Origin of the sequence: Nocardia sp. NPDC052316, from assembly GCF_044547795.1 — a bacterium.
Lineage (GTDB): Bacteria > Actinomycetota > Actinomycetes > Mycobacteriales > Mycobacteriaceae > Nocardia.
The window spans coordinates 695,128-712,456 of sequence record NZ_JBIUBB010000002.1; the positions used below are offsets into that span (position 1 = coordinate 695,128).

A 17,329-nucleotide genomic window follows, 5' to 3' on the forward strand; every position below is an offset into this window, starting at 1 on the left:
AGCCCGGCTCTTTCTTTGCGGTCGATTACTGCTTCTCGGTCACGACTGCGAAGAGATCGTCATAGACCTTCGGCTTGGCCGGGGGCGGCGTGGCCGAACGCGGTGCCCGCTTCGAGTTGGCGTCGAAGGTCGCGTCGGTCGGCTTGTACGCGGGCTTGCCCTTGTCGGTCAGCCAGGTCTTGAACAACGCGTTCGTGCTGCGGCCGGTGACGGCGTTCGCCAGGTCGATGAAGTCCGAGACCTTGGCATTGCTGTACTGGTACTTGGTCAGCCACTCGCGGACCAACCGGAAGAAGACCTCGTCGTTGTTGATCGCGCTGCGCAGGGCCTGAATGGCCAACGCACCACGGCTGTACAACTCCGCGGGCAGCACATTGGCCGGCCCCGGATCGGTCAGTACGACATTCCAATCGATCCTGGTCGACGTGGCGTAGGCGTAGTCGGCGATCTCCGCCGCGGTGCCGGTGCCGTTCTTCTCCGACCACAGGTACTCCATGTAGCTGGCCCAGCCTTCGTTCAGCCAGCCGTCCTTCCAGGTGGCGACGGAGATCGAGTCGCCGAACCACTGATGGGCCATCTCGTGCACGACAACCGAATCATTCTTGCCGCGCCGGAAGAATCCGTCGGTGTAGGTGGGCATCGTCTGGGTTTCCAGCGCGAAGCCACCCATCTTCGCGTCCACCAGGCCGCCGGTGGACTCGAACGGGTACGGCGTGAGCGCGCTGGCAAGCCAGTCGGTGATCTCCGGTGTCCGCTCGATGCTCGCCTTGGCGTTGGCGCGGATCGTCGGGTTCAGGTCGGTCGCGTACGCGGTGAGGTTCGGCCTGGCCGGGGTGCCGCTGTTCTGGCCGCCGCGCTCGTACTTGCCCACCGCGAGGAAGGTGGCGTAGGTCATCTGCGGGTGCTTGCTGAGCCAGTTGTGCCGCTTCCAGCCCGGAATGTTCTGGGTGACACTGGTTTCCACGCCGTTGGAGAACACGTCCATGTCGGCTGGTGCGAGCACCGACACCGCGTAGGTCGCCTTGTCGGTGGGGTGGTCGTTGCTCGGATACCACCACTCGGCCGAGAACGGCTCGTTGGAAATCAGTGCGCCGTTGGCATTCTCGACCCAGTTGCGGGCACCGGCCTGATTCTGTACGCGCGACGGGATGTCGTTGTACGCGACGACAGTGGTGAACTCGGTGCCGGTCGGCAGGTTCACCGGCACGGTCACGGCGAGTTTGTCCTTGCCGAGATTGTATTTGGCTGGCTTGTTCTCGACGAGCACCGACTGGGTCTGCAAGAGGAAATCGAAACCGATAGCGGTGCCGGCTTTCAAGTCCTGCTTGGCTTTCGCGGTGATCGTTGTCGTCCCGGACAATCGGCCCGAGGACGGCTCGAACTTCAGGTCGATACTGTAATTGGAGACATCGTATGCGGCACTGCCGATATTAGGGAAAACGGGGTCGCCGATTCCGGGCACTGTCGCCGCGGATGCGGTTCCCGCGCTGGCCGCGAGCGCGGCCACCACCAGCAGCGGAACCGCTCTGGCCGAGGCAGTATGCACCAAGGGATAACGTCTCATAAAGCGAACTCCAATGTGTCGGGCACGAGGATTGTTTCGAGCAAACGCCGATATCCCTCCGCGTCCTCGGCCGGGGCATTTCGCTACACAGCGAAGCACATCGGAGTGGCCATCACCACCCGCTGATCAACTGGGGAATTCGAGGAGAAGTGCGTCGAATCCGTAATGGCGCAGAAGATTCTGAGCATTATGACTAGTTGTCGAGGCGATACCTCTTTCCCATTGAGCAACGGAGTCGAGGCATGGCGCAGCATCAAGTGTCGACAATGGGTTACGGTCCCGGTGACCGGCGCGGAAACTGGTGCCGCGCCGGTCGTTCCGCGCTCAGGCGAAGCTGACCTGAGCGGTGACGGCGAGGGTCGACAGGCCGTTGGTGCGGCACCCCTGGTTCGGTTGCGCGCTGCGCGGAGCCACCGTGATCGCGTCACCGTTCAACTGGCCGGCGGTCACGTTGGCGCTGAACGCGAATCCGGTGAACGGGTCCGGGCTGATCCGCCAGTCGAGGGCGCTGTCGCCCCCCGAGACCCAGGCGATCGTGCCATTTCCCTTGGCGGTGACCAGCAACCCGCACGGATTGAAACCGCCTGCGGTGGCCGTCGCATCGCCTGCGGCGGTCAGCTTGCCGGACCGGAGCGCGGTGTACTTGCCGTTGCGGGACGTGCAGTTGGTGAGGTCGCCGGTGATCGACACTTTCGCGCTGCCGCCGGCCCGCAACGGCGGTTCGAGGGTGAGATTCAAAGTCGCCGAGCAACTCAGGTCGCCGTCGGCGGCCTGCGCGGGTGCCGCCGGCAGCATGGCGAGCGCCGCCGCGAGCGGCGCTGCCGCGGCCAGCATGGACATGGTTCGGATGCGTCGTCGTACCATTTTCGTACTCCTACTACTGTGCTGTTGGCACGCTGTTCTGGGGACGATCCAGCCGCCCCGATGCAATCCGCTGCACCGAGGGCAGATTCACGATACGATCCCCGCCGCCCCGGCACCCGAAACCGACTGCGCCCCAATGCCTGACGTGCGGCAACGCGCAACTGGGGAGATCAGACCGGTACACCGCCGTAGGTCCTGCGGTATTTGGCCTCCAGGAAGGACAGCACGCCGAACGCGATCAGGCCCAGCGAGATCAGGATGAGAAGCCATGGGCCGAAGGGCTTTCCGACGAAATCGCGCAGCACCGCGTCGATACCCTTGGCCGCGGCCGGATCGTAGTTCAGGGCGGCCACCACGGCGGCGAGGCCGATGCTGACGACGATCGCGCCGCGCGCGAGGTAGCCGATGCGGCCCAGCCAGATCGCCGCCTCGCGCGAACCCCGCGTCATCCAGCCCATGCGCAGGTCGTCCACGAACTCGAGGGTCAGGCCGCGGGCCGTCTGCCAGATGCCGAAGGCGATGACGGCGAGGCCGATCAGCAGCACGACCACCGTTCCGCCGTCCCAGCTCAGGATGCGCGCGGTCAGATCGCGGGCGATGGCGTCGCTCGGCTTGGGCGTGCGTCCGTGCACCACGTAGCGGAAGGTGCCCAAAAAGGCCAGGGCGTAGACGATTCCGGAGATCACGGCGTAGAAGCGGTGTCCGCCGGAGTAGGTCCGGCGGGCGCCGGCCACCTGAGTTATCCGCCAGATGACCAGGGCGGCGAAACCGAACACCAGGATCCACAGCAGCAGATAGCCGAAGGGTTTGGCCGCGATCGCGGCGAGCGCCCCGCCCCCGTCCGGCTCGTGCTCGGCCGTACCGATCGCCAGCATGAAGCCGATGAGACCGATGGTGATGTAGGCGATGCCGCGCGCGATGAACCCGAAGCGTGCCGCCGTTTCCAACCCGCCCGAACTCGTGGATCGGCTGCGCCGCCAGTTGCCGGAACGCCGGCCCCAGTTGGATCGGCCCCACCCGGACCGCCTGCCGCTGCGCACCGTGCCGACCCGATCGCGGCGCCGATATCTGTTCGCACTTCGGAAGAAGCTCATGGTTACCTCATTTCTTCACCGCCCGTAATGCCCACTTCGTCACGATTGACACGGTGCACGAGATTTCTTCGGGAGCCGAGATATGCTGCGGCCCGCCCGGAGTCGGCGTGCCTGGTCGAACGGGGTTGGTGCGCAATGAAGTCCGGGGGTCGACTGGCGGCGCGACAGCTCGACTGGGGAAGGTGGCGCGTCGTTCGAGCGGCCCTGGTCGGAACCGATTGTGACGCAGGACATAAGGCGTCGGACCGACCGGAGGGAAAATTGGTCGGACGAATCGCTTACCGTTTAGGGCGTTATGAACTTTTTCGCGACAGTCGTGCACCTGGTCGCCAGGTTGCATGTGGATCTGGGCCGGTTGGCCGCGCAGCTGTGTCGCTGACGCGTGCGCACACCTCTCCAGATCCCCTGATTTGTCTTGGATGGTTCTCTTGTCTTCACCTAGTTCGCGCAGCCGTACCCTCAACCCGGTGCGCTGGTCGTTCGGCGTCCAGATCCTGCTCGGCCTGCTGGTCGGTATCGCCGCGGGCTTCCTCGCCCGCGCGACCGGCTCCGCCTGGCTCACCAGCACGCTCACCCAGGTCGGCAGCGTCTTCGTGCAGCTGCTCAAGCTCGCGGTGCCGCCGCTGGTGTTCACCGCGGTGCTGGTGAGCGTGGCCGGATTGCGGCACGTCACCAATGCCGCCCGGCTCGCCGGTCGCACCCTGCTGTGGTTCCTCGGGACGGCGCTGATCGCGGTTGCGGTCGGCATCGTGCTCGGCCTGGTCACCAACCCCGGTCGCGGCGTCGACCTGTCGCTGGTCGGTGCGAAGGAGCCCACCTCGAGGGGCGGCTGGACCGACTTCCTCACCGGCATCATCCCGACGAACGTCGTCGGCGCGTTCACCAACGGCAATGTGCTGCAACTGGTCTTCCTCGGTGCGGTGCTCGGGTTCGCCGCGCTGAAACTCGGCGACGCCGCCAAACCCTTTCTGACACTGGCCGAGTCGGTGCTGGAGCTGGTGCAGAAGGCGCTGTGGTGGGTGATCCGGCTCGCGCCGATCGGCACCGCGGGGCTGATCGGTAAGGCCATCGCCAGCTACGGCTGGGACCTGCTGCGACCGCTGGCCACGTTCACGGTCGCGGTGTACGCGGGCTGCCTCATCGTGCTCGTCGTGGTCTACCCGATCCTGCTGCGTACCGTCGGCGGGGTCAGCCCGGTTCGGTTCTACGCCAAGGCTTGGCCCGCACTGGAATTGGCGTTCGTGTCCCGTTCGTCGATCGGCACCATGCCGCTGACCCAGCGGATGGTCACCGAACGGCTCGGTGTGCCCAACGAATACGCGTCGTTCGCGGTGCCGTTCGGCGCGACCACGAAGATGGACGGTTGCGCGGCGGTGTACCCGGCGCTGGCGGCGATCTTCGTCGCACAGCTCACCGGGACGCAGCTCGACCTGCGCGACTACCTGCTGATCGCCTTCGTCTCGGTGGTCGGTTCGGCGGCGACCGCCGGCCTCACCGGCGCCATCGTGATGCTCACCCTTACGCTGTCCACGCTCGGCCTGCCGCTGGCCGGCGCGGGCTTGCTGCTGGCGATCGACCCGATCCTGGACATGATCCGGACCGCGACGAACGTGGCCGGGCAGATGGTGGTGCCGGTGCTGGTGGCGAAGCGGGAGGGCATTCTCGATCACGAGGTCTTCGATCAGCCGTCGACATCGTTGACCGCTCCCGCGCCGAAACCGGAGCCCGTGCCCGCGGCGGCTTGATTGAACGTAGTCGCGGCGGGTAGTTCGCAGCGACGACGAAAGGGGTCTCTCATGACACGTGCGAAAGATACCGACGACGAGCGCGACGAGCCGAAGGGTGGCCGTCCGGGGCCGAGCGACGAGGGCGGCGAGGGTGGAATGGCGACCCGCGAGGTCGCTCCGGACCTGGCCACTCCGGACGACACTCAGGAACCACCCGACTGATCGGTGCGCTTTTACCGGACTGCCCCAACAATTGACGGCTGAGCCAGGAATGGCCGCTCGGATAACATTGGGGCAGTCCGGGACTCTTGTTCCGGTATTCGATCTAGTTCGGTCTCCGGGGGTGATCCATTCATGCGTAGGACGGTGTATCGAATCGGGGTCGGTGCGGTCGTCGTCGCGTCGTTGTTCGGTGGCGCGATGCCGGCCTCGGCCGACGCCGGTCCGGCCGCGGCGCAGGTCGGCGGTAATCCGACGACCTGGTCGGCGGAGTGCGCGGCGGGCCTGCTCGCCGGGCTCGTCGCGGCGCTGACCACCGGTTCTTCGGCGGCGGTCGGCTGCCCTAGCTGACCGTGCCACCAGCTCGGAGGCAAGCGCACTCGACCGGTCGGCACGACCGGTCGACGCTCGGGGGAGCGCGCTGCTCAGCACTGCATAAATAAAGAAAAACGGGGGGCGGCTGTCATGCGGACATTCGTCCGAAATCATTTTTCGAACCATTCGGAGGGTTCGCATGAAACAGCACGGTATCGACAGCTTCTTCGTGGTGGGCGAAGGAGTGCTCGAATTCGACTGGCAGGGACGCCCGGTCACCCGGCAGCCGTTGACCATCGAGGAATTGCGCAGGTTCCGCTTCTCTCGGCTCGGACCCGTCGGCGCGCCGACCGACGAGCCGACCAGGGCGGCGTTGGCCGCCGCGATCACCGCGCGGGTGCCCCAACCGGATTCGGCTGATCCGCCGATCCCCGCCGGGTTCACCTACCTCGGGCAGTTCGTCGACCACGACCTCACCATGGACCGGACCTCGGCCCAGCTCGGCGAGGACGTGACCGTCGACGAGTTGATGCAGGGGCGTTCGCCCGCACTGGATTTGGACTCCGTGTACGGCCGAGGACCCACGGACCCGAACGATCGGGTCTGCTACACCGGGGACGGCGTAACACTGAAGGTCGGCACCACCTCCCCGGCGGACTTCCCCGACGAGCGGGTGAAAGTCGAGCTGCCGGGCTTCGACCTGCCGCGCTTCGGCGGCGCGGGCGGGACGGCCGCGGACCGGCGGCGCCCGCTGATCCCGGACTCGCGCAACGACGAGAACCTCGCGGTCGCGCAGACGCACCTGGCGTTCATCCGCTTTCACAACCGGGTGGTCGAGGAGCTGGCGCTCAAGGGCCTGGCCAGGCGGCGGTTGTTCAGCGCGGCCCGTGAGCTGGTGGTCCGGCACTACCAGTGGATGCTGGTGCACGACTTCCTGCCGCGCATCGTCGACCCGGCGATCATCGCCGACGTGTTCCGGCAGGGCAGGCGGTTCTTCGAGGCACCGGCCGACGGTTACGCGGGACGCGGTCTGCGCCCGACCATGCCGATCGAGTTCTCCGTCGCGGCATATCGGATCGGCCACAGCATGATTCGCGACACCTACCAGTGGAATCGCGTGTTCAACAGCGCGGGTCCGGGTGAGATCGCCAGCCTGCTGCAGTTGTTCACGTTCAGCGGCGTCAGCGGTAATTTCCAAGCCGGCTCGCAGATTCCTGATCTGGACAACCCCAACTCGGGCACCGTGGATACCCTGCCGACCAACTGGATCGCGGATTTCCGCAGGCTTTTCGACTTCACCGAGGCGAACCGCCCCGACCTCGCGCCGCCCGCCGAGACCGGCGGCGGCAACGTGACGAAGCGGGTCGATACCCTGCTGGTGGACCCGCTGGTCAACCTGCCTGCGGGCACGTTCGGCGGGCGCGGCAGCACGGTCCCGAACATCCACCGCAACTTGGCATTTCGCAACCTCACCCGTGCGCACATGGTCCGTCTCGCCAGCGGGCAGCAGATGGCGGAGTTCTTCGGTGTCGAACCGCTCGGTGCCGAGCAGATCCTGCAGGGCAATCAGGGCGCCACACTCGACGGGCTCACCGACGAGCAGCGCGCCACCGTCCTCGCCGCTACGCCGCTGTGGTTCTACCTGTTGCGCGAGGCGGAGTTCCGTAACGGGCTGCTCGGGCCGGTCGGCGGCCGGATCGTGGCCGAGGTGTTCCACCGCGCCATCGAGGGCAGCCGAACCTCGATCGTGCGCGATCCGGCCTGGCGGCCCAAGTACGGGCCGGACTCGAATACCTTCCGGATGACCGACCTGCTGCTGTTCGCGTTCGAGGGAAAGGCCGACCTGCTCAACCCACTTGGCGACTAGCGGCGTCGGTGGGGTGGTACGAGCGCGCGATCAGCGCCGAGCGCAGATACCACAGCCCGGAGGGCTGCGACGGATCGAAGCCGGTGAGCTGACCGATGCGCTTGAGCCGGTAGTCGACGGTGTTGGTGTGCACGTGCAGGGCGCGGGCGGTGCGTTGACGATTGAGGTTGTTGGCGATGTGCAGCTGCAGCGTCTCCAGCAACTCGGTGTGCTCATCCAAGGGGGTCAGCACCGCGCCGAGGTATTCGCGGCCGGGCCCGGGTCGGGTGAGCTGGTATTCGAGCGCGAGCTCGTCGAATCGGTACAGCCCGGTGACGCAGTGCAGGCGATGCACCATGTCGAGCAGCTCGTGGGCTTGATCGACGGCGCCGGGAATCTGGTCGGGCACCGATTCGACCAGGGCGGCGGTGATGCCGACCTGCGCGGCCCTGGACAGCCCAGCGACGAGCTCGTCGAGTTCCTCGTCGCTGTGCTGCCCGGCGGGCAACAGGATGGTTCCGCCGTCGATGCTGAGCAGTGACAGGGCGCTGCCGCCGCAGCGGGCGGCCAGTTCGGCCTGGGTGCGGCGGAGCTTGCGGCGGGCGACGACCTGGGTGTCCAGCGCCGGGTTGTGCTCGTCGCGGTGGCGTGGAATCGACACGGCCAGTACCACATAGGACTCGGCGATGGCGACGCCGCACTCGCGCGCCATGGTCGAGGTCGGTCGCCCGCCGAGCAGCGCGGAGGTGAGCGTGTGCACCGCCGTGTGGTGCTCGCTGACGACGGCGCGCAGCTCCCGGAAGTAGGCGCGGGAGATGGCCGAGGTGAGCGTGTGCAGTATCTCGATGTTCGTTTTGGAGCTGTCGACGAAGGTGTCGAAGTCCTTGGCGGTCAGCTTCGAGACGACGAGGTCGACGCCCATCTTGAAGCCGGCATGAATGGCGTCGTGGATCGCGTCGATCGGGACACCCTCGCGCGCCCAACCGGCGGCGGCCTCCTCGAGCTTCTCCACCTTCTCCGGGATGTTCTGCCCGTCCAGCATGCTGGCGGCCAGTTCAAGGCACACGCGGGTGATGGTGGTGATGTCGCCGTAGATCGCCTCGCCGGGCAGCGTCCCGCAGGGCACGACGTTCTCCACGAAATGGCCGACCATCTGCCGGGACAGGGCTCTGACGTCGCGTAAGGGGGTGGACATCGGTTGCCCGGAGATCGTCAGATTCGGCCGTAGCGGACTGTCGATAGCCATGACAACTCCTTTGTCAGCAATAGCTATGTAGCTGGTTCACACTAACTACGCGGCTGTGGTCGGAGAAGGTTACCGGCGAACTTGTGAGAACACGCGGGCGCGACGTCGCGGGAGCTGTGATCGGTCACAGCAGGTGCGGGGTGGCATCCCCTCGACAGTGCCGCTAATATAAGTGAAAACTTATAGAAGGAGGACGCCATGCCCCTGCTCACCGACCCCGCCGGCATCGCCGGGCTGATGGTTCGTGAGGTCCGTAACGGCTCTCGGAACGGCACGCCGACCAAGATCGCTGTCGCGCGCCGCACCTACGCCACCGATCAAGACGACCTGTGGGACGCGCTGACCAGTGCCGAACGGTTGCCGCGCTGGTTCCTTCCGGTCAGTGGTGATCTGAAGGTCGGTGGCCATTACCAGCTGGAGGGCAATGCAGGGGGAGTGATCGAGGAGTGTGCGGCGCCGAGCCGGCTCGCCCTCACCTGGGAGATGGGCCCGCAGGTGTCCTGGGTGACGGTCGAACTCGCGCCTGGCGACGACGGCACCGTGCTGGAATTGGCGCATGAGGCACCGGTCGATCCCGAGTTCTGGGGCCAGTACGGTCCGGGCGCGGTTGGCGTCGGGTGGGATTTGGCGTTGATGGCACTCGGTCTGCATCTGTCGAGCGGGGCGCCGGTGGACCCGGCCGAGGGCCTGGCCTTTCCGACGACACCCGAGGGGATCACGTTCGTGCGGGCGGCAGGTTCGGACTGGGCGAACGCGGCCATCGAGGCAGGCGACGACCCGGCCGCCGCGCGCGAAGCCGCCGAGCGGACGATCACCTTCTACACCGTCGAGCCCGAGGACAACGCGCAGTCCTGATGACCGCTGCTCCCGAGAAAATCTTCGAGGCGCTCGGCGACCCGGTGCGCCGCTACATCCTCGAGCTCGTCGCCACCGGCGAACAGCCGGCGGGCACGGTTGTCGCTGCCGTGCAAGGGTTTACCCGGATCTCCCAGCCCGGCGTCTCGCAGCATCTCAAGGTGCTGCGCGATGCCGGGCTGGTGCGTGTCCGTTCGGAAGGCACGCGCCGGGTCTACGCGCTGGATGCCGCCGGGATCGAGGCGGCCCAGTTGTGGCTGTCCGCTCTCGCGGATCCGCTGGCGCAGTTCGCCCAGCCGCTCGACGCCCTCGCCACCGAGGTCGCCCGCGGCCGGCGTGCCCGTCGTGCGGCCGAACCCGGCCGAGACGTCACGGAACGGGATGCTCGCCAGGCCTGATCAGATGCTCGGCTCGAGCTGGTAGGCGGCGGCTTGCAGGCCGAACAGCTGAGCGTAGGTGCCGTCCTGTGCCATGAGTTCGGCGTGAGTGCCTGCTTCCACGATCCGGCCGTGGTCCAGCACGATGATGCGGTCGGCATGCCGAATGTTGGCCAGCCGGTGGGTGATCAGGATGGTGGTGCGGTTCGACGCGCTGCGGCTGTTGCCCCGGCTGAGGTGTTGCAGGGACTGGAAGACGGCATGCTCGGCGCGGGCGTCCATGGCGGCGGTCGGTTCGTCGGCCACCAGGATTGGCGCGTCGCGGTACAGGCCGCGGGCCACGCTGATCCGCTGCCACTGGCCGCCGGACAGATCGCGGCCCTTGCTGAATCGCCGGGACAGTACCGTGTGCTCGCCGTAGGGCAGCTCGTCGATGACGACGTCCGCGCCCGATTCCCTTGCCGCCGCGGCGAGTACGAGGCCGCCGGGGTCGTCGCGCTCGATCCGGCCGATGCGGATGTTGTCCCGCGCGGTCATCGGCCAGCGGGCCGGATCTTGCATGACCATCGAGACCTGCCGGTAGATCGACTCCTCGTCGACGGTGGCGAGATCGACCCCGTCCCAGCGGATTTGTCCTCGTGTCGGCAGGTACAGGCCGGTGATGAGCTTGGCCATCGTGGTCTTGCCCGAGCCGTTCTCGCCGACCAGCGCGATGATCTGACCGCGACGGATGGTCAGGTCGATCTCGTGTAGCGCGGGCTCGCTCTGGCCTGGATAGGTGAAAGACGCTGCACGTAACGTGATTTCGTCCGGATCAGCGGGTGCCGCGAGCTCAGCCGGTGGCCGGGTGCGCCGCTCGGTCTGGTCGAGCAGGTTGTCGTAGAACTCGAGGTAGAGGATGTTCTCGTATAGGCTGTTGACCCCGATCATGGTCTGCGACAACGCCGCTGTCGCCATCCGCATCGCGACGACGGCGGTGCCCGCCATGGCCAGCGGCAGCTCGCCGAGGTAGAGCAGCAGGCCGAGCGCGCCGAAGGCGATGCCGGTGCCGATCCCGGCGATGGCGCGCCCCACCAGACGCACCCGCGCCCTGGCCAACTCGACCCGGCTGGTCTCCTCGGTGATCTGCGTGCTGATCCGCCGATACTCGGTGAGCAGCGCCGGGCCCGCGGTACACGCGCGTAGTTCGGCAGCGGTGTCCCGGTCGGACAGCAGATCGCTGGCGATGGCCGTCCGCAGATGGCTGGTCATGATGCGGATATAGGACTGGTAGGACAGCTTCGCGGCTCGAGCCGACGCCCACATGTCGGGGATGACGGCCAACAGCACCAGCGGCGCGAGCAACGGATGCAGCACCGCCGCCGTGCCCACCGCGGCGCACACGTGAATGAGCGAACCGGCCACGCCGGTGATCGCGTCGACGCAGTGGGCGATGCTGCCCATGCCGCGGTGCAAGCCCTGACGGATCAGGTCGGCGTACTCGCTGTCTTCGAAGGCGACCAGCTCCACCTTGGCGATCGCGGTGTGCGCCTTGTCCCGTGCTCGCTGCTCGACCCGGGGCTTGAGCAGCGCTTCGGCGGTGGCGGAGGCGCTTTCGAGCAGGGCGCGCGCCGCGAGGGCGGCCACCACCGAGCCGACCGCGGGCAAGGCCGCGACCACGCGCTGCGCGGTCGGTCCCTGCGCGAGCAGCATGGTCAGCACGTCGGCGGTGGCCAGCAGGCCGGCCGCTGTCGCGAAGCCGCCTGCTATTGCCAGGAGCGCGGTGAGCAGCGTCAGGCGTCGGGAGGCCTGCCACGCCAGGCCGGTCACCACTCGCGCGCCCGCGGGTAGCGCCCGTAATGTCCGCCAGAGCCCGGCCTCGGCGACCCGATGGTCCACCGTCATCCAGGTGGGCGTGCTCATCTCGTCGATGCCGACGAGAGGTGGCGCTTCTGTGGCCATCGGTTCCCCTCCTGTGCCTGCTGGCGTACGCCCTACAGACTCGTGCGCACGGGATCAGTTGCGCCGGATCGCTGCCTCGCCGACATAGCCTCTGCCACAGATGTATTCGCGTGAGTACCAGTACGGTTGTGTCGTCGGCGGGTCGACTGCCGTCGAAAGCCGTTCTGTGCGAGACGGTGTGCTCAGTCTGATGTCCAGGTCGAATTCGTCGAGTGTCATCGTTGCTCCCGCTGCCCGGCGCACGGTCGCGCCACCGGTCAAGGTTCACGGCATGGCATGCCCGGCCGACAGAGACCGCGATCCCGAAACTTCGGGAAAACGTCCCGGTGCGATGCGGAAACTTCCTCTAGTACCCCGGACCGGCCGTGCCGCACGGTGGGAGTCGTATCCATGCGGCGACGAACGAGCCGATGGGGAAAGGAAGAAGATGACCATTCCGGTAGACGAATTCGATCTCGATATTCGTCTCGGCGCGGTGCGGGCGGAGGTCCCGATCGGCCCGATGGTGCTGCGAACCAACGAGTCCGTCTGCCCCACCGATGACTGTAGTAGCTACCCGATGTGCAAGACCACCGAACGGACTTGCTGAAAGAAGGATGAAATGTCCGCACCTGTTGATGATTTCGACCTCGACATCCGAATCGGCGCGGCGAGCAGGCCGCTCGATCCCGCCATGGCGGCGAGGACCTCGGATTTCGAGACGTGCAACGACTCGCACTGCGCGACCTGCGGGTCGGCGTGTAACACCGAGCATCCGCCGCGCTGCACCAAGTACTGCACGGTATAGGCGGCGACATGGTTGCTCCGGTAGTCGACCGAGGCCTGCGGCCGTGGCGCAGTGTGTTGCCCACCGAGTCGGCTTCGCCTGCGATCGCGGTGGCGGTGCGGGTGGGGGAACGGCTGCGCGACGCGGCATCGGCGCAGCGGCCGAACGACGCGGGGCGTGCCGTGTTGTTCGGGCAGTTGGATCGAGTGCTGCCGGAGGACGAGTGGGCGGCTTGCTCGCATGCTTGCCTGGCCGCCGCCGCCCGCACCGTCGAGCAGGCCGAGCACGGATACCTCGGCCTGTTCGGCGGGCTGTGCGAGGTGGCGTTCGCCGCTGAAGCCCTGTCCCGCAACGGGACCCGATATCAGCGTCTGCTCGACGGCCTGGACGAGGTCATCGCCGGGTCGGCGGCGGGGCTCGGTGCGGCCGTGGCGCGCACACCGGCCGGACTACCGTTCGCGGCGTTCGACGTCGTCGCCGGTTTGGCGGGTACCGGTGCCTACCTGCTGTGCCGCAGGCAGGAACCGCGAGCGCGCACCGCGTTGCATGCTGTGCTGACCGGGCTGGTCGCGGTGTGTGGTGAGCAGGACGGACTGCCCAACTGGCACACACGGTTCGAGGCGATGATTCCGAATACGCCGATGTCGCGCTCCTATCCGACGGGTGTGCTCAACTGCGGGCTCGCACATGGGATTCCCGGACCGCTGGCGGTGCTCGCCCTCGCCGAGTCGGCGGGCGTTTCGGTGGCCGGACAGCGGGAAGCGATCGCGCGGGTGGCGCGCTGGCTGGTCGCACACCGATGCGACGACGAGTGGGGACCGAATTGGCCCACCGGCGTAGCGCTGCCGGACGCGACCGGGTCTACGCCACCCCCGCACGGACCGACCCACAACGCCTGGTGCTACGGAAGCCCGGGAGTGGCGCGGGCACTGTGGCTGGCCGGGATCGCGCTGGGGGACAACGCATTGACCGAGACCGCGGTGGCGACCATGGCCGCCGTGTTCCGCCGCCCGGCCGCCGATCGGCGCATCGACGCCTCCGCCGGACTGTGCCACGGGGTGGCCGGATTGCTGCAGATCACCCTGCGATTCGCACACGACACCGGCGACGCCGTATTCACCACCGCCGCCGCCGCGCTGACCTCCCAGCTGTTGGCGATGTTCGAGCCGGAGCGCCGGTACGGCTACTCCGCGCTGGCCGAGAGTGGCTCGGCTACCGACGATCCCAGCCTGCTCGATGGTGCGGCGGGGGTGGCGCTCGCTCTGCTCGCCGCGGCGACAGATGTCGCGCCGTCGTGGGATCGCACGTTGCTGCTGGCCTGAGGAAAGGAGACGGCGGTGCATCGGTATCGCCCGTTGGAATGGCTGGTGGTGCGTGCGCCGCTGTTGGCCATCGAGGAGTATCTGGCGCTCGACGCGACGGCGGACTGGCCGACCGAGACCGCGCCGGGCACCCTCGTGCCCGCCGATCCCCGCGTCCAGCGGGCACTGGCGGTGGGTGGCGGGGACCTGATGCGCGCCTTGGAGCGGCCGGTCGCCGACGCTCGAGCCCGCAGCAGACTGGCGGGCAAACTGCAGCGATATCTGATCAGAATGTCGAGCAGGCCGACACCGTTCGGGTTGTTCGCGGGCGTCGGCCTGGCGCACTGGGGCGAGCGGACCGACCTCGCGATCGCCGACGCGCCCGCGGCCGTGCGCACCAGGCCGGACATGGGCTGGCTGCTCGACTTCGTGCACACGCTGGAACAGCGCGCGGAAATCCGTTCGCGGCTGCGGGTTTTCACCAATCCGGCCGCCTTCTTTCAGGCCGATCGAGTGTTCCTGAGTGAGCGCACACCGATCGGCGACGCCGCAGAACCCGGCCGGGCGATGTCGTTGCGGGCCACCGCGCCGGTGCGGCGCGCACTGGAGCGTGCGCGAATTCCGTTGCCCTACAGTGACTTGGCCGACGAGCTGACCGTCGCGCTCGGTGCGACGACCGAGCAGGTGACGCGACTGCTCGATCAGCTGTGCGAGCAGACCCTGTTGCTGACCGACCTGCGGCCACCGCTCACCGTCGCCGACCCGGCCCGATATGTGGTGCGCCGCCTGGCCGGCATCCCAGCGGCCGGCGCTGACGTCGCGGCCGTCGGCGACCTGCTCGACCAGCTCGCGGCATGGGACGAGCTGGACCACGATCAAGCAGCGGCCGAGTATCCGAAATTGGTGGCGCAGGCCCAGACGGTGCACGCGGTGCCGACGCCCAAAGGCCCGTTCCAGACCGACCTCGGCTTACCGCTGACCGGCGGGCTCGGCCGCGCCGTCGCCGCCGAAGCCGCGCATGCCGCGGAGTTGATGCTCCGGCTCACCTCGTGGCCGACCGGCCTGGCACATCTGGATCGCTACCGCGACTCGTTCATCGAACGCTACGGGTCCGAGCGCGAGGTGGGGCTGCTGGAGCTGCTCGACCCCGAGATCGGGCTCGGCCCGCCCGGTCAGTTCGACAACACCACGGCGGACGACAGCCGACGGCAGCTGCGTCAGCGCACGCTCACCGACTTGGCGCTCGATGCCATCCGGGACGGTACACAGGTGGTGGAGCTCGACGCGGCGACCATCGGCAAGCTGGAGCTGCAGTCGGCGGATATTGCGAAAGCGCCCACCTCGCTGGATATTTCGTTGTTCGTCGTGGCCGCGTCGCCCGCGGCCGTCGACGCGGGTGAGTTCCAGGTGGTGGTCGGGCCCAACATGGGGGCGGCTGCGGCAGGGCGAGTGCTCGGTCGCTTCGCCGACCTGCTCGGGCCGCAAGCCGATGCCGCACTACGATCCGCGGCAGCCGCGGAGGCGGACTGCCGACCGGGACGGTTACCGGTCGAGATCACCTATCTGCCGCGACCGAGTCGGTTGGCGAATGTGGCCATCCGGCCGCTGGCGCGCGAGTGGGAGTTGGCCTTCGACACCACGCCCGGAGCGCGGGCCGACCGGGTGGTTCCCCTGTCCGAACTGGTCGTCGGACTGCAAGGGAACCGATTCGTGGTGCGCTGGCCGCGGACCGGGCAGGAGATCGTCGCCTGTGCGGGGCACATGCTCAACGCGCAGCTGGCTCCCGCGGTCGTGCGCTTCCTGGACGAGATCAACCGCAACGGCCGCGCTATGCCGACGACCTTCGACTGGGGGACAGCGGCCGGATTTCCTTTTCTGCCAAGGGTTCAGGTAGGCCGGGTGGTGTTGGCGCCGGCCCGGTGGCGAGTGAACGCCGACGAACTGGCCACCGACTCCGCAGTTTTCGCCGTCACCTTCGCGGCCTGGCGGCGGCGTTGGCAGCCGCCACGGCACATCTTTCTGGCCATGGCGGACCACCGTCTGCTGCTCGATCTCGACTCGCCCGCACAGGTCGAGCAGATTCGGTTGGAAGCCCGCCGAATGCCCGGTGGCAGGCTGTCTTTGGACGAAGCGTTGCCCGCGCCGGATCAGGCGTGGCTGCCCGGGCCCGACGGGCATTACGTCAGCGAGATCGTGGTGCCCGTCGTGCTCGACGCCGTCGAGGCGGCTGCCGAGCCGGTTCTACGGCGCGCCAACACTATTCGGCCGACGGTTACCGATCGCCTGCACCCACCGGGCAGCGACTGGCTGTTCGCCAAGCTCTACCACGTGCCGACCTTCGAGGAGGACCTGCTCGCGGATCAGCTCCGCACGTTCTGCGCCGAGACGGTGGCGGAGGGGGCGGCCGACAGCTGGTTCTTCCTTCGCTACGCCGACCCGGACCCCCACCTGCGGATCCGCTGGCACGGCGACCCCGATCGGCTGGCCGACCGGCTGGCGCCCGCCCTCCTGCGGTGGGGAAATGGCCTGGTGGCCGATGGTTACTGCCGCCGGGTGTGCCTGGACACCTACGACCAGGAGGTGGAGCGTTACGGCGGCCCGGCCGGGCTGGCGGTCGCCGAGGCGGTGTTCGCCGCCGACAGTGTCGCCGTGCTGGACCTGCTGCACCTGATCGACCGGCGAACGGTCGAACTGGACCGCACGCTGCTCGGCATGTACACGGTGCACGATCTGGCCGCCGCGCTCGGCCTGGACGCGGCCGAGCAGGCGGATTTCTACCGGCTCGGTGTGCTCGATCGCCGCGCCACCTCAGCGGAGTATCGCGCTCAGCAGTCGGCCCTGCGGGCGCTGCTCGGTGATCCGCACTGGCTGTCGACCCAGCCGGGTGGGGACGCGATCGCCGAAATACTCGCTCGGCGTCGAATCCTGTTACGCGAGTGCGCGGCACGGTTCGACGTACTCGCCGAGCGCGGTGCACTATGTCGTTCACGCCAGGAGCTCATCCGCAGTTTCGTGCACATGCACTGCAACCGGTTGCTCGGTTGCGGGCACCCGCCCGAACAGCAAGTCCTCGGGCTCCTGTGGCGAACCAGCGAGAGCCTGCGCCACGCACCGCTGCACAAGAAGGCAGGTCAGCGCAGTCCCGCTGAATAATGTTGCGGCTCTGCGGCTTACAGGGGTACTCGCCGCCGTTCCGAGGTAGCGTGATGGCAGT

The 17,329-nt window shown here is 67.7% G+C and carries 15 protein-coding genes; 10 read left to right on the forward strand and 5 right to left on the reverse strand.

The window, feature by feature from the left end:
- Positions 1-25: 25 nt before the first annotated feature.
- From ACIHA7_RS09900 to ACIHA7_RS09910, 3 genes are all read right to left on the reverse strand, one after another.
- Positions 26-1,564 carry a M1 family metallopeptidase gene (locus ACIHA7_RS09900; RefSeq protein WP_397287614.1) on the reverse strand — a complete coding sequence of 513 codons (1,539 nt, stop codon included), beginning with the start codon at positions 1,562-1,564 and terminating at the stop codon, positions 26-28.
- 324 nt (positions 1,565-1,888) lie between these two features.
- Positions 1,889-2,428, reverse strand: coding sequence for a hypothetical protein (locus ACIHA7_RS09905; protein WP_397287616.1), 540 nt, complete (start codon positions 2,426-2,428; stop codon positions 1,889-1,891).
- A 170-nt stretch (positions 2,429-2,598) separates the two neighbouring features.
- Positions 2,599-3,522 carry a DUF1206 domain-containing protein gene (locus tag ACIHA7_RS09910; RefSeq protein WP_397287618.1) on the reverse strand — a complete coding sequence of 308 codons (924 nt, stop codon included), beginning with the start codon at positions 3,520-3,522 and terminating at the stop codon, positions 2,599-2,601.
- A 467-nt stretch (positions 3,523-3,989) separates the two neighbouring features.
- Between ACIHA7_RS09910 and ACIHA7_RS09915 the strand changes: the two genes are divergently transcribed.
- The 4 genes from ACIHA7_RS09915 (at position 3,990) to ACIHA7_RS09930 (ending at position 7,650) form a co-directional block, all read left to right on the forward strand.
- Positions 3,990-5,267 (forward strand): dicarboxylate/amino acid:cation symporter, encoded by a 1,278-nt coding sequence (locus tag ACIHA7_RS09915; protein ID WP_397287620.1) that lies wholly within the window; start codon positions 3,990-3,992, stop codon positions 5,265-5,267.
- Between the two features lie 51 nt (positions 5,268-5,318).
- The gene (locus ACIHA7_RS09920) at positions 5,319-5,471 is read left to right on the forward strand and encodes a hypothetical protein (protein WP_186818197.1); all 153 of its coding nucleotides are present in this window, start codon (positions 5,319-5,321) and stop codon (positions 5,469-5,471) included.
- Between the two features lie 132 nt (positions 5,472-5,603).
- The gene (locus tag ACIHA7_RS09925; RefSeq protein WP_397287622.1) at positions 5,604-5,819 is read left to right on the forward strand and encodes a hypothetical protein; all 216 of its coding nucleotides are present in this window, start codon (positions 5,604-5,606) and stop codon (positions 5,817-5,819) included.
- Between the two features lie 163 nt (positions 5,820-5,982).
- Positions 5,983-7,650 carry a heme peroxidase family protein gene (locus ACIHA7_RS09930; protein WP_397287624.1) on the forward strand — a complete coding sequence of 556 codons (1,668 nt, stop codon included), beginning with the start codon at positions 5,983-5,985 and terminating at the stop codon, positions 7,648-7,650.
- On the opposite strand, the gene ACIHA7_RS09935 is transcribed toward ACIHA7_RS09930, so the two are convergent.
- Positions 7,631-8,875, reverse strand: coding sequence for a CdaR family transcriptional regulator (locus ACIHA7_RS09935; RefSeq protein ID WP_107656799.1), 1,245 nt, complete (start codon positions 8,873-8,875; stop codon positions 7,631-7,633). The two genes, ACIHA7_RS09930 and ACIHA7_RS09935, sit on opposite strands and share 20 nt — an antisense overlap.
- Before the next feature lie 198 nt (positions 8,876-9,073).
- Between ACIHA7_RS09935 and ACIHA7_RS09940 the strand changes: the two genes are divergently transcribed.
- Together ACIHA7_RS09940 and ACIHA7_RS09945 are read left to right on the forward strand one after the other, a co-directional pair.
- Positions 9,074-9,730 carry an SRPBCC family protein gene (locus ACIHA7_RS09940; RefSeq protein ID WP_397287626.1) on the forward strand — a complete coding sequence of 219 codons (657 nt, stop codon included), beginning with the start codon at positions 9,074-9,076 and terminating at the stop codon, positions 9,728-9,730.
- Positions 9,730-10,128, forward strand: coding sequence for an ArsR/SmtB family transcription factor (locus ACIHA7_RS09945; protein ID WP_397287628.1), 399 nt, complete (start codon positions 9,730-9,732; stop codon positions 10,126-10,128). Before ACIHA7_RS09940 ends, ACIHA7_RS09945 begins: the two co-directional genes overlap by 1 nt.
- Here ACIHA7_RS09945 and ACIHA7_RS09950 read toward each other — a convergent pair whose 3' ends face one another.
- Positions 10,129-12,048 carry an ABC transporter ATP-binding protein gene (locus ACIHA7_RS09950; protein WP_397287630.1) on the reverse strand — a complete coding sequence of 640 codons (1,920 nt, stop codon included), beginning with the start codon at positions 12,046-12,048 and terminating at the stop codon, positions 10,129-10,131. It abuts the gene before it with no gap.
- Positions 12,049-12,475: 427 nt separating this feature from the next.
- Between ACIHA7_RS09950 and ACIHA7_RS09955 the strand changes: the two genes are divergently transcribed.
- The 4 genes from ACIHA7_RS09955 to ACIHA7_RS09970 are packed head-to-tail and all read left to right on the forward strand — an operon-like array spanning position 12,476 to position 17,268.
- Positions 12,476-12,637 (forward strand): hypothetical protein, encoded by a 162-nt coding sequence (locus ACIHA7_RS09955; protein WP_397287632.1) that lies wholly within the window; start codon positions 12,476-12,478, stop codon positions 12,635-12,637.
- A 12-nt stretch (positions 12,638-12,649) separates the two neighbouring features.
- Positions 12,650-12,835 (forward strand): hypothetical protein, encoded by a 186-nt coding sequence (locus ACIHA7_RS09960; RefSeq protein ID WP_397287634.1) that lies wholly within the window; start codon positions 12,650-12,652, stop codon positions 12,833-12,835.
- Between the two features lie 8 nt (positions 12,836-12,843).
- Positions 12,844-14,136: a lanthionine synthetase C family protein gene (locus tag ACIHA7_RS09965; protein ID WP_397287636.1), complete on the forward strand. Its 1,293-nt coding sequence runs from the start codon at positions 12,844-12,846 to the stop codon at positions 14,134-14,136.
- 15 nt (positions 14,137-14,151) lie between these two features.
- Positions 14,152-17,268, forward strand: coding sequence for a lantibiotic dehydratase (locus tag ACIHA7_RS09970; protein WP_397287638.1), 3,117 nt, complete (start codon positions 14,152-14,154; stop codon positions 17,266-17,268).
- Positions 17,269-17,329: the final 61 nt, after the last annotated feature.

What these genes read in the sequence shown, in the direction of transcription:
- ACIHA7_RS09955 (WP_397287632.1), top strand. Translation starts at nt 12,476, where the DNA reads ATGACCATTCCGGTAGACGAATTCGATCTCGATATTCGTCTCGGCGCG.
- ACIHA7_RS09935 (WP_107656799.1), bottom strand. Translation starts at nt 8,875, where the DNA reads ATGGCTATCGACAGTCCGCTACGGCCGAATCTGACGATCTCCGGGCAA.
- ACIHA7_RS09905 (WP_397287616.1), bottom strand. Translation starts at nt 2,428, where the DNA reads ATGGTACGACGACGCATCCGAACCATGTCCATGCTGGCCGCGGCAGCG.
- ACIHA7_RS09965 (WP_397287636.1), top strand. Translation starts at nt 12,844, where the DNA reads ATGGTTGCTCCGGTAGTCGACCGAGGCCTGCGGCCGTGGCGCAGTGTG.
- ACIHA7_RS09940 (WP_397287626.1), top strand. Translation starts at nt 9,074, where the DNA reads ATGCCCCTGCTCACCGACCCCGCCGGCATCGCCGGGCTGATGGTTCGT.
- ACIHA7_RS09925 (WP_397287622.1), top strand. Translation starts at nt 5,604, where the DNA reads ATGCGTAGGACGGTGTATCGAATCGGGGTCGGTGCGGTCGTCGTCGCG.
- ACIHA7_RS09920 (WP_186818197.1), top strand. Translation starts at nt 5,319, where the DNA reads ATGACACGTGCGAAAGATACCGACGACGAGCGCGACGAGCCGAAGGGT.
- ACIHA7_RS09930 (WP_397287624.1), top strand. Translation starts at nt 5,983, where the DNA reads ATGAAACAGCACGGTATCGACAGCTTCTTCGTGGTGGGCGAAGGAGTG.
- ACIHA7_RS09960 (WP_397287634.1), top strand. Translation starts at nt 12,650, where the DNA reads ATGTCCGCACCTGTTGATGATTTCGACCTCGACATCCGAATCGGCGCG.
- ACIHA7_RS09945 (WP_397287628.1), top strand. Translation starts at nt 9,730, where the DNA reads ATGACCGCTGCTCCCGAGAAAATCTTCGAGGCGCTCGGCGACCCGGTG.
- ACIHA7_RS09950 (WP_397287630.1), bottom strand. Translation starts at nt 12,048, where the DNA reads ATGGCCACAGAAGCGCCACCTCTCGTCGGCATCGACGAGATGAGCACG.
- ACIHA7_RS09910 (WP_397287618.1), bottom strand. Translation starts at nt 3,522, where the DNA reads ATGAGCTTCTTCCGAAGTGCGAACAGATATCGGCGCCGCGATCGGGTC.
- ACIHA7_RS09900 (WP_397287614.1), bottom strand. Translation starts at nt 1,564, where the DNA reads ATGAGACGTTATCCCTTGGTGCATACTGCCTCGGCCAGAGCGGTTCCG.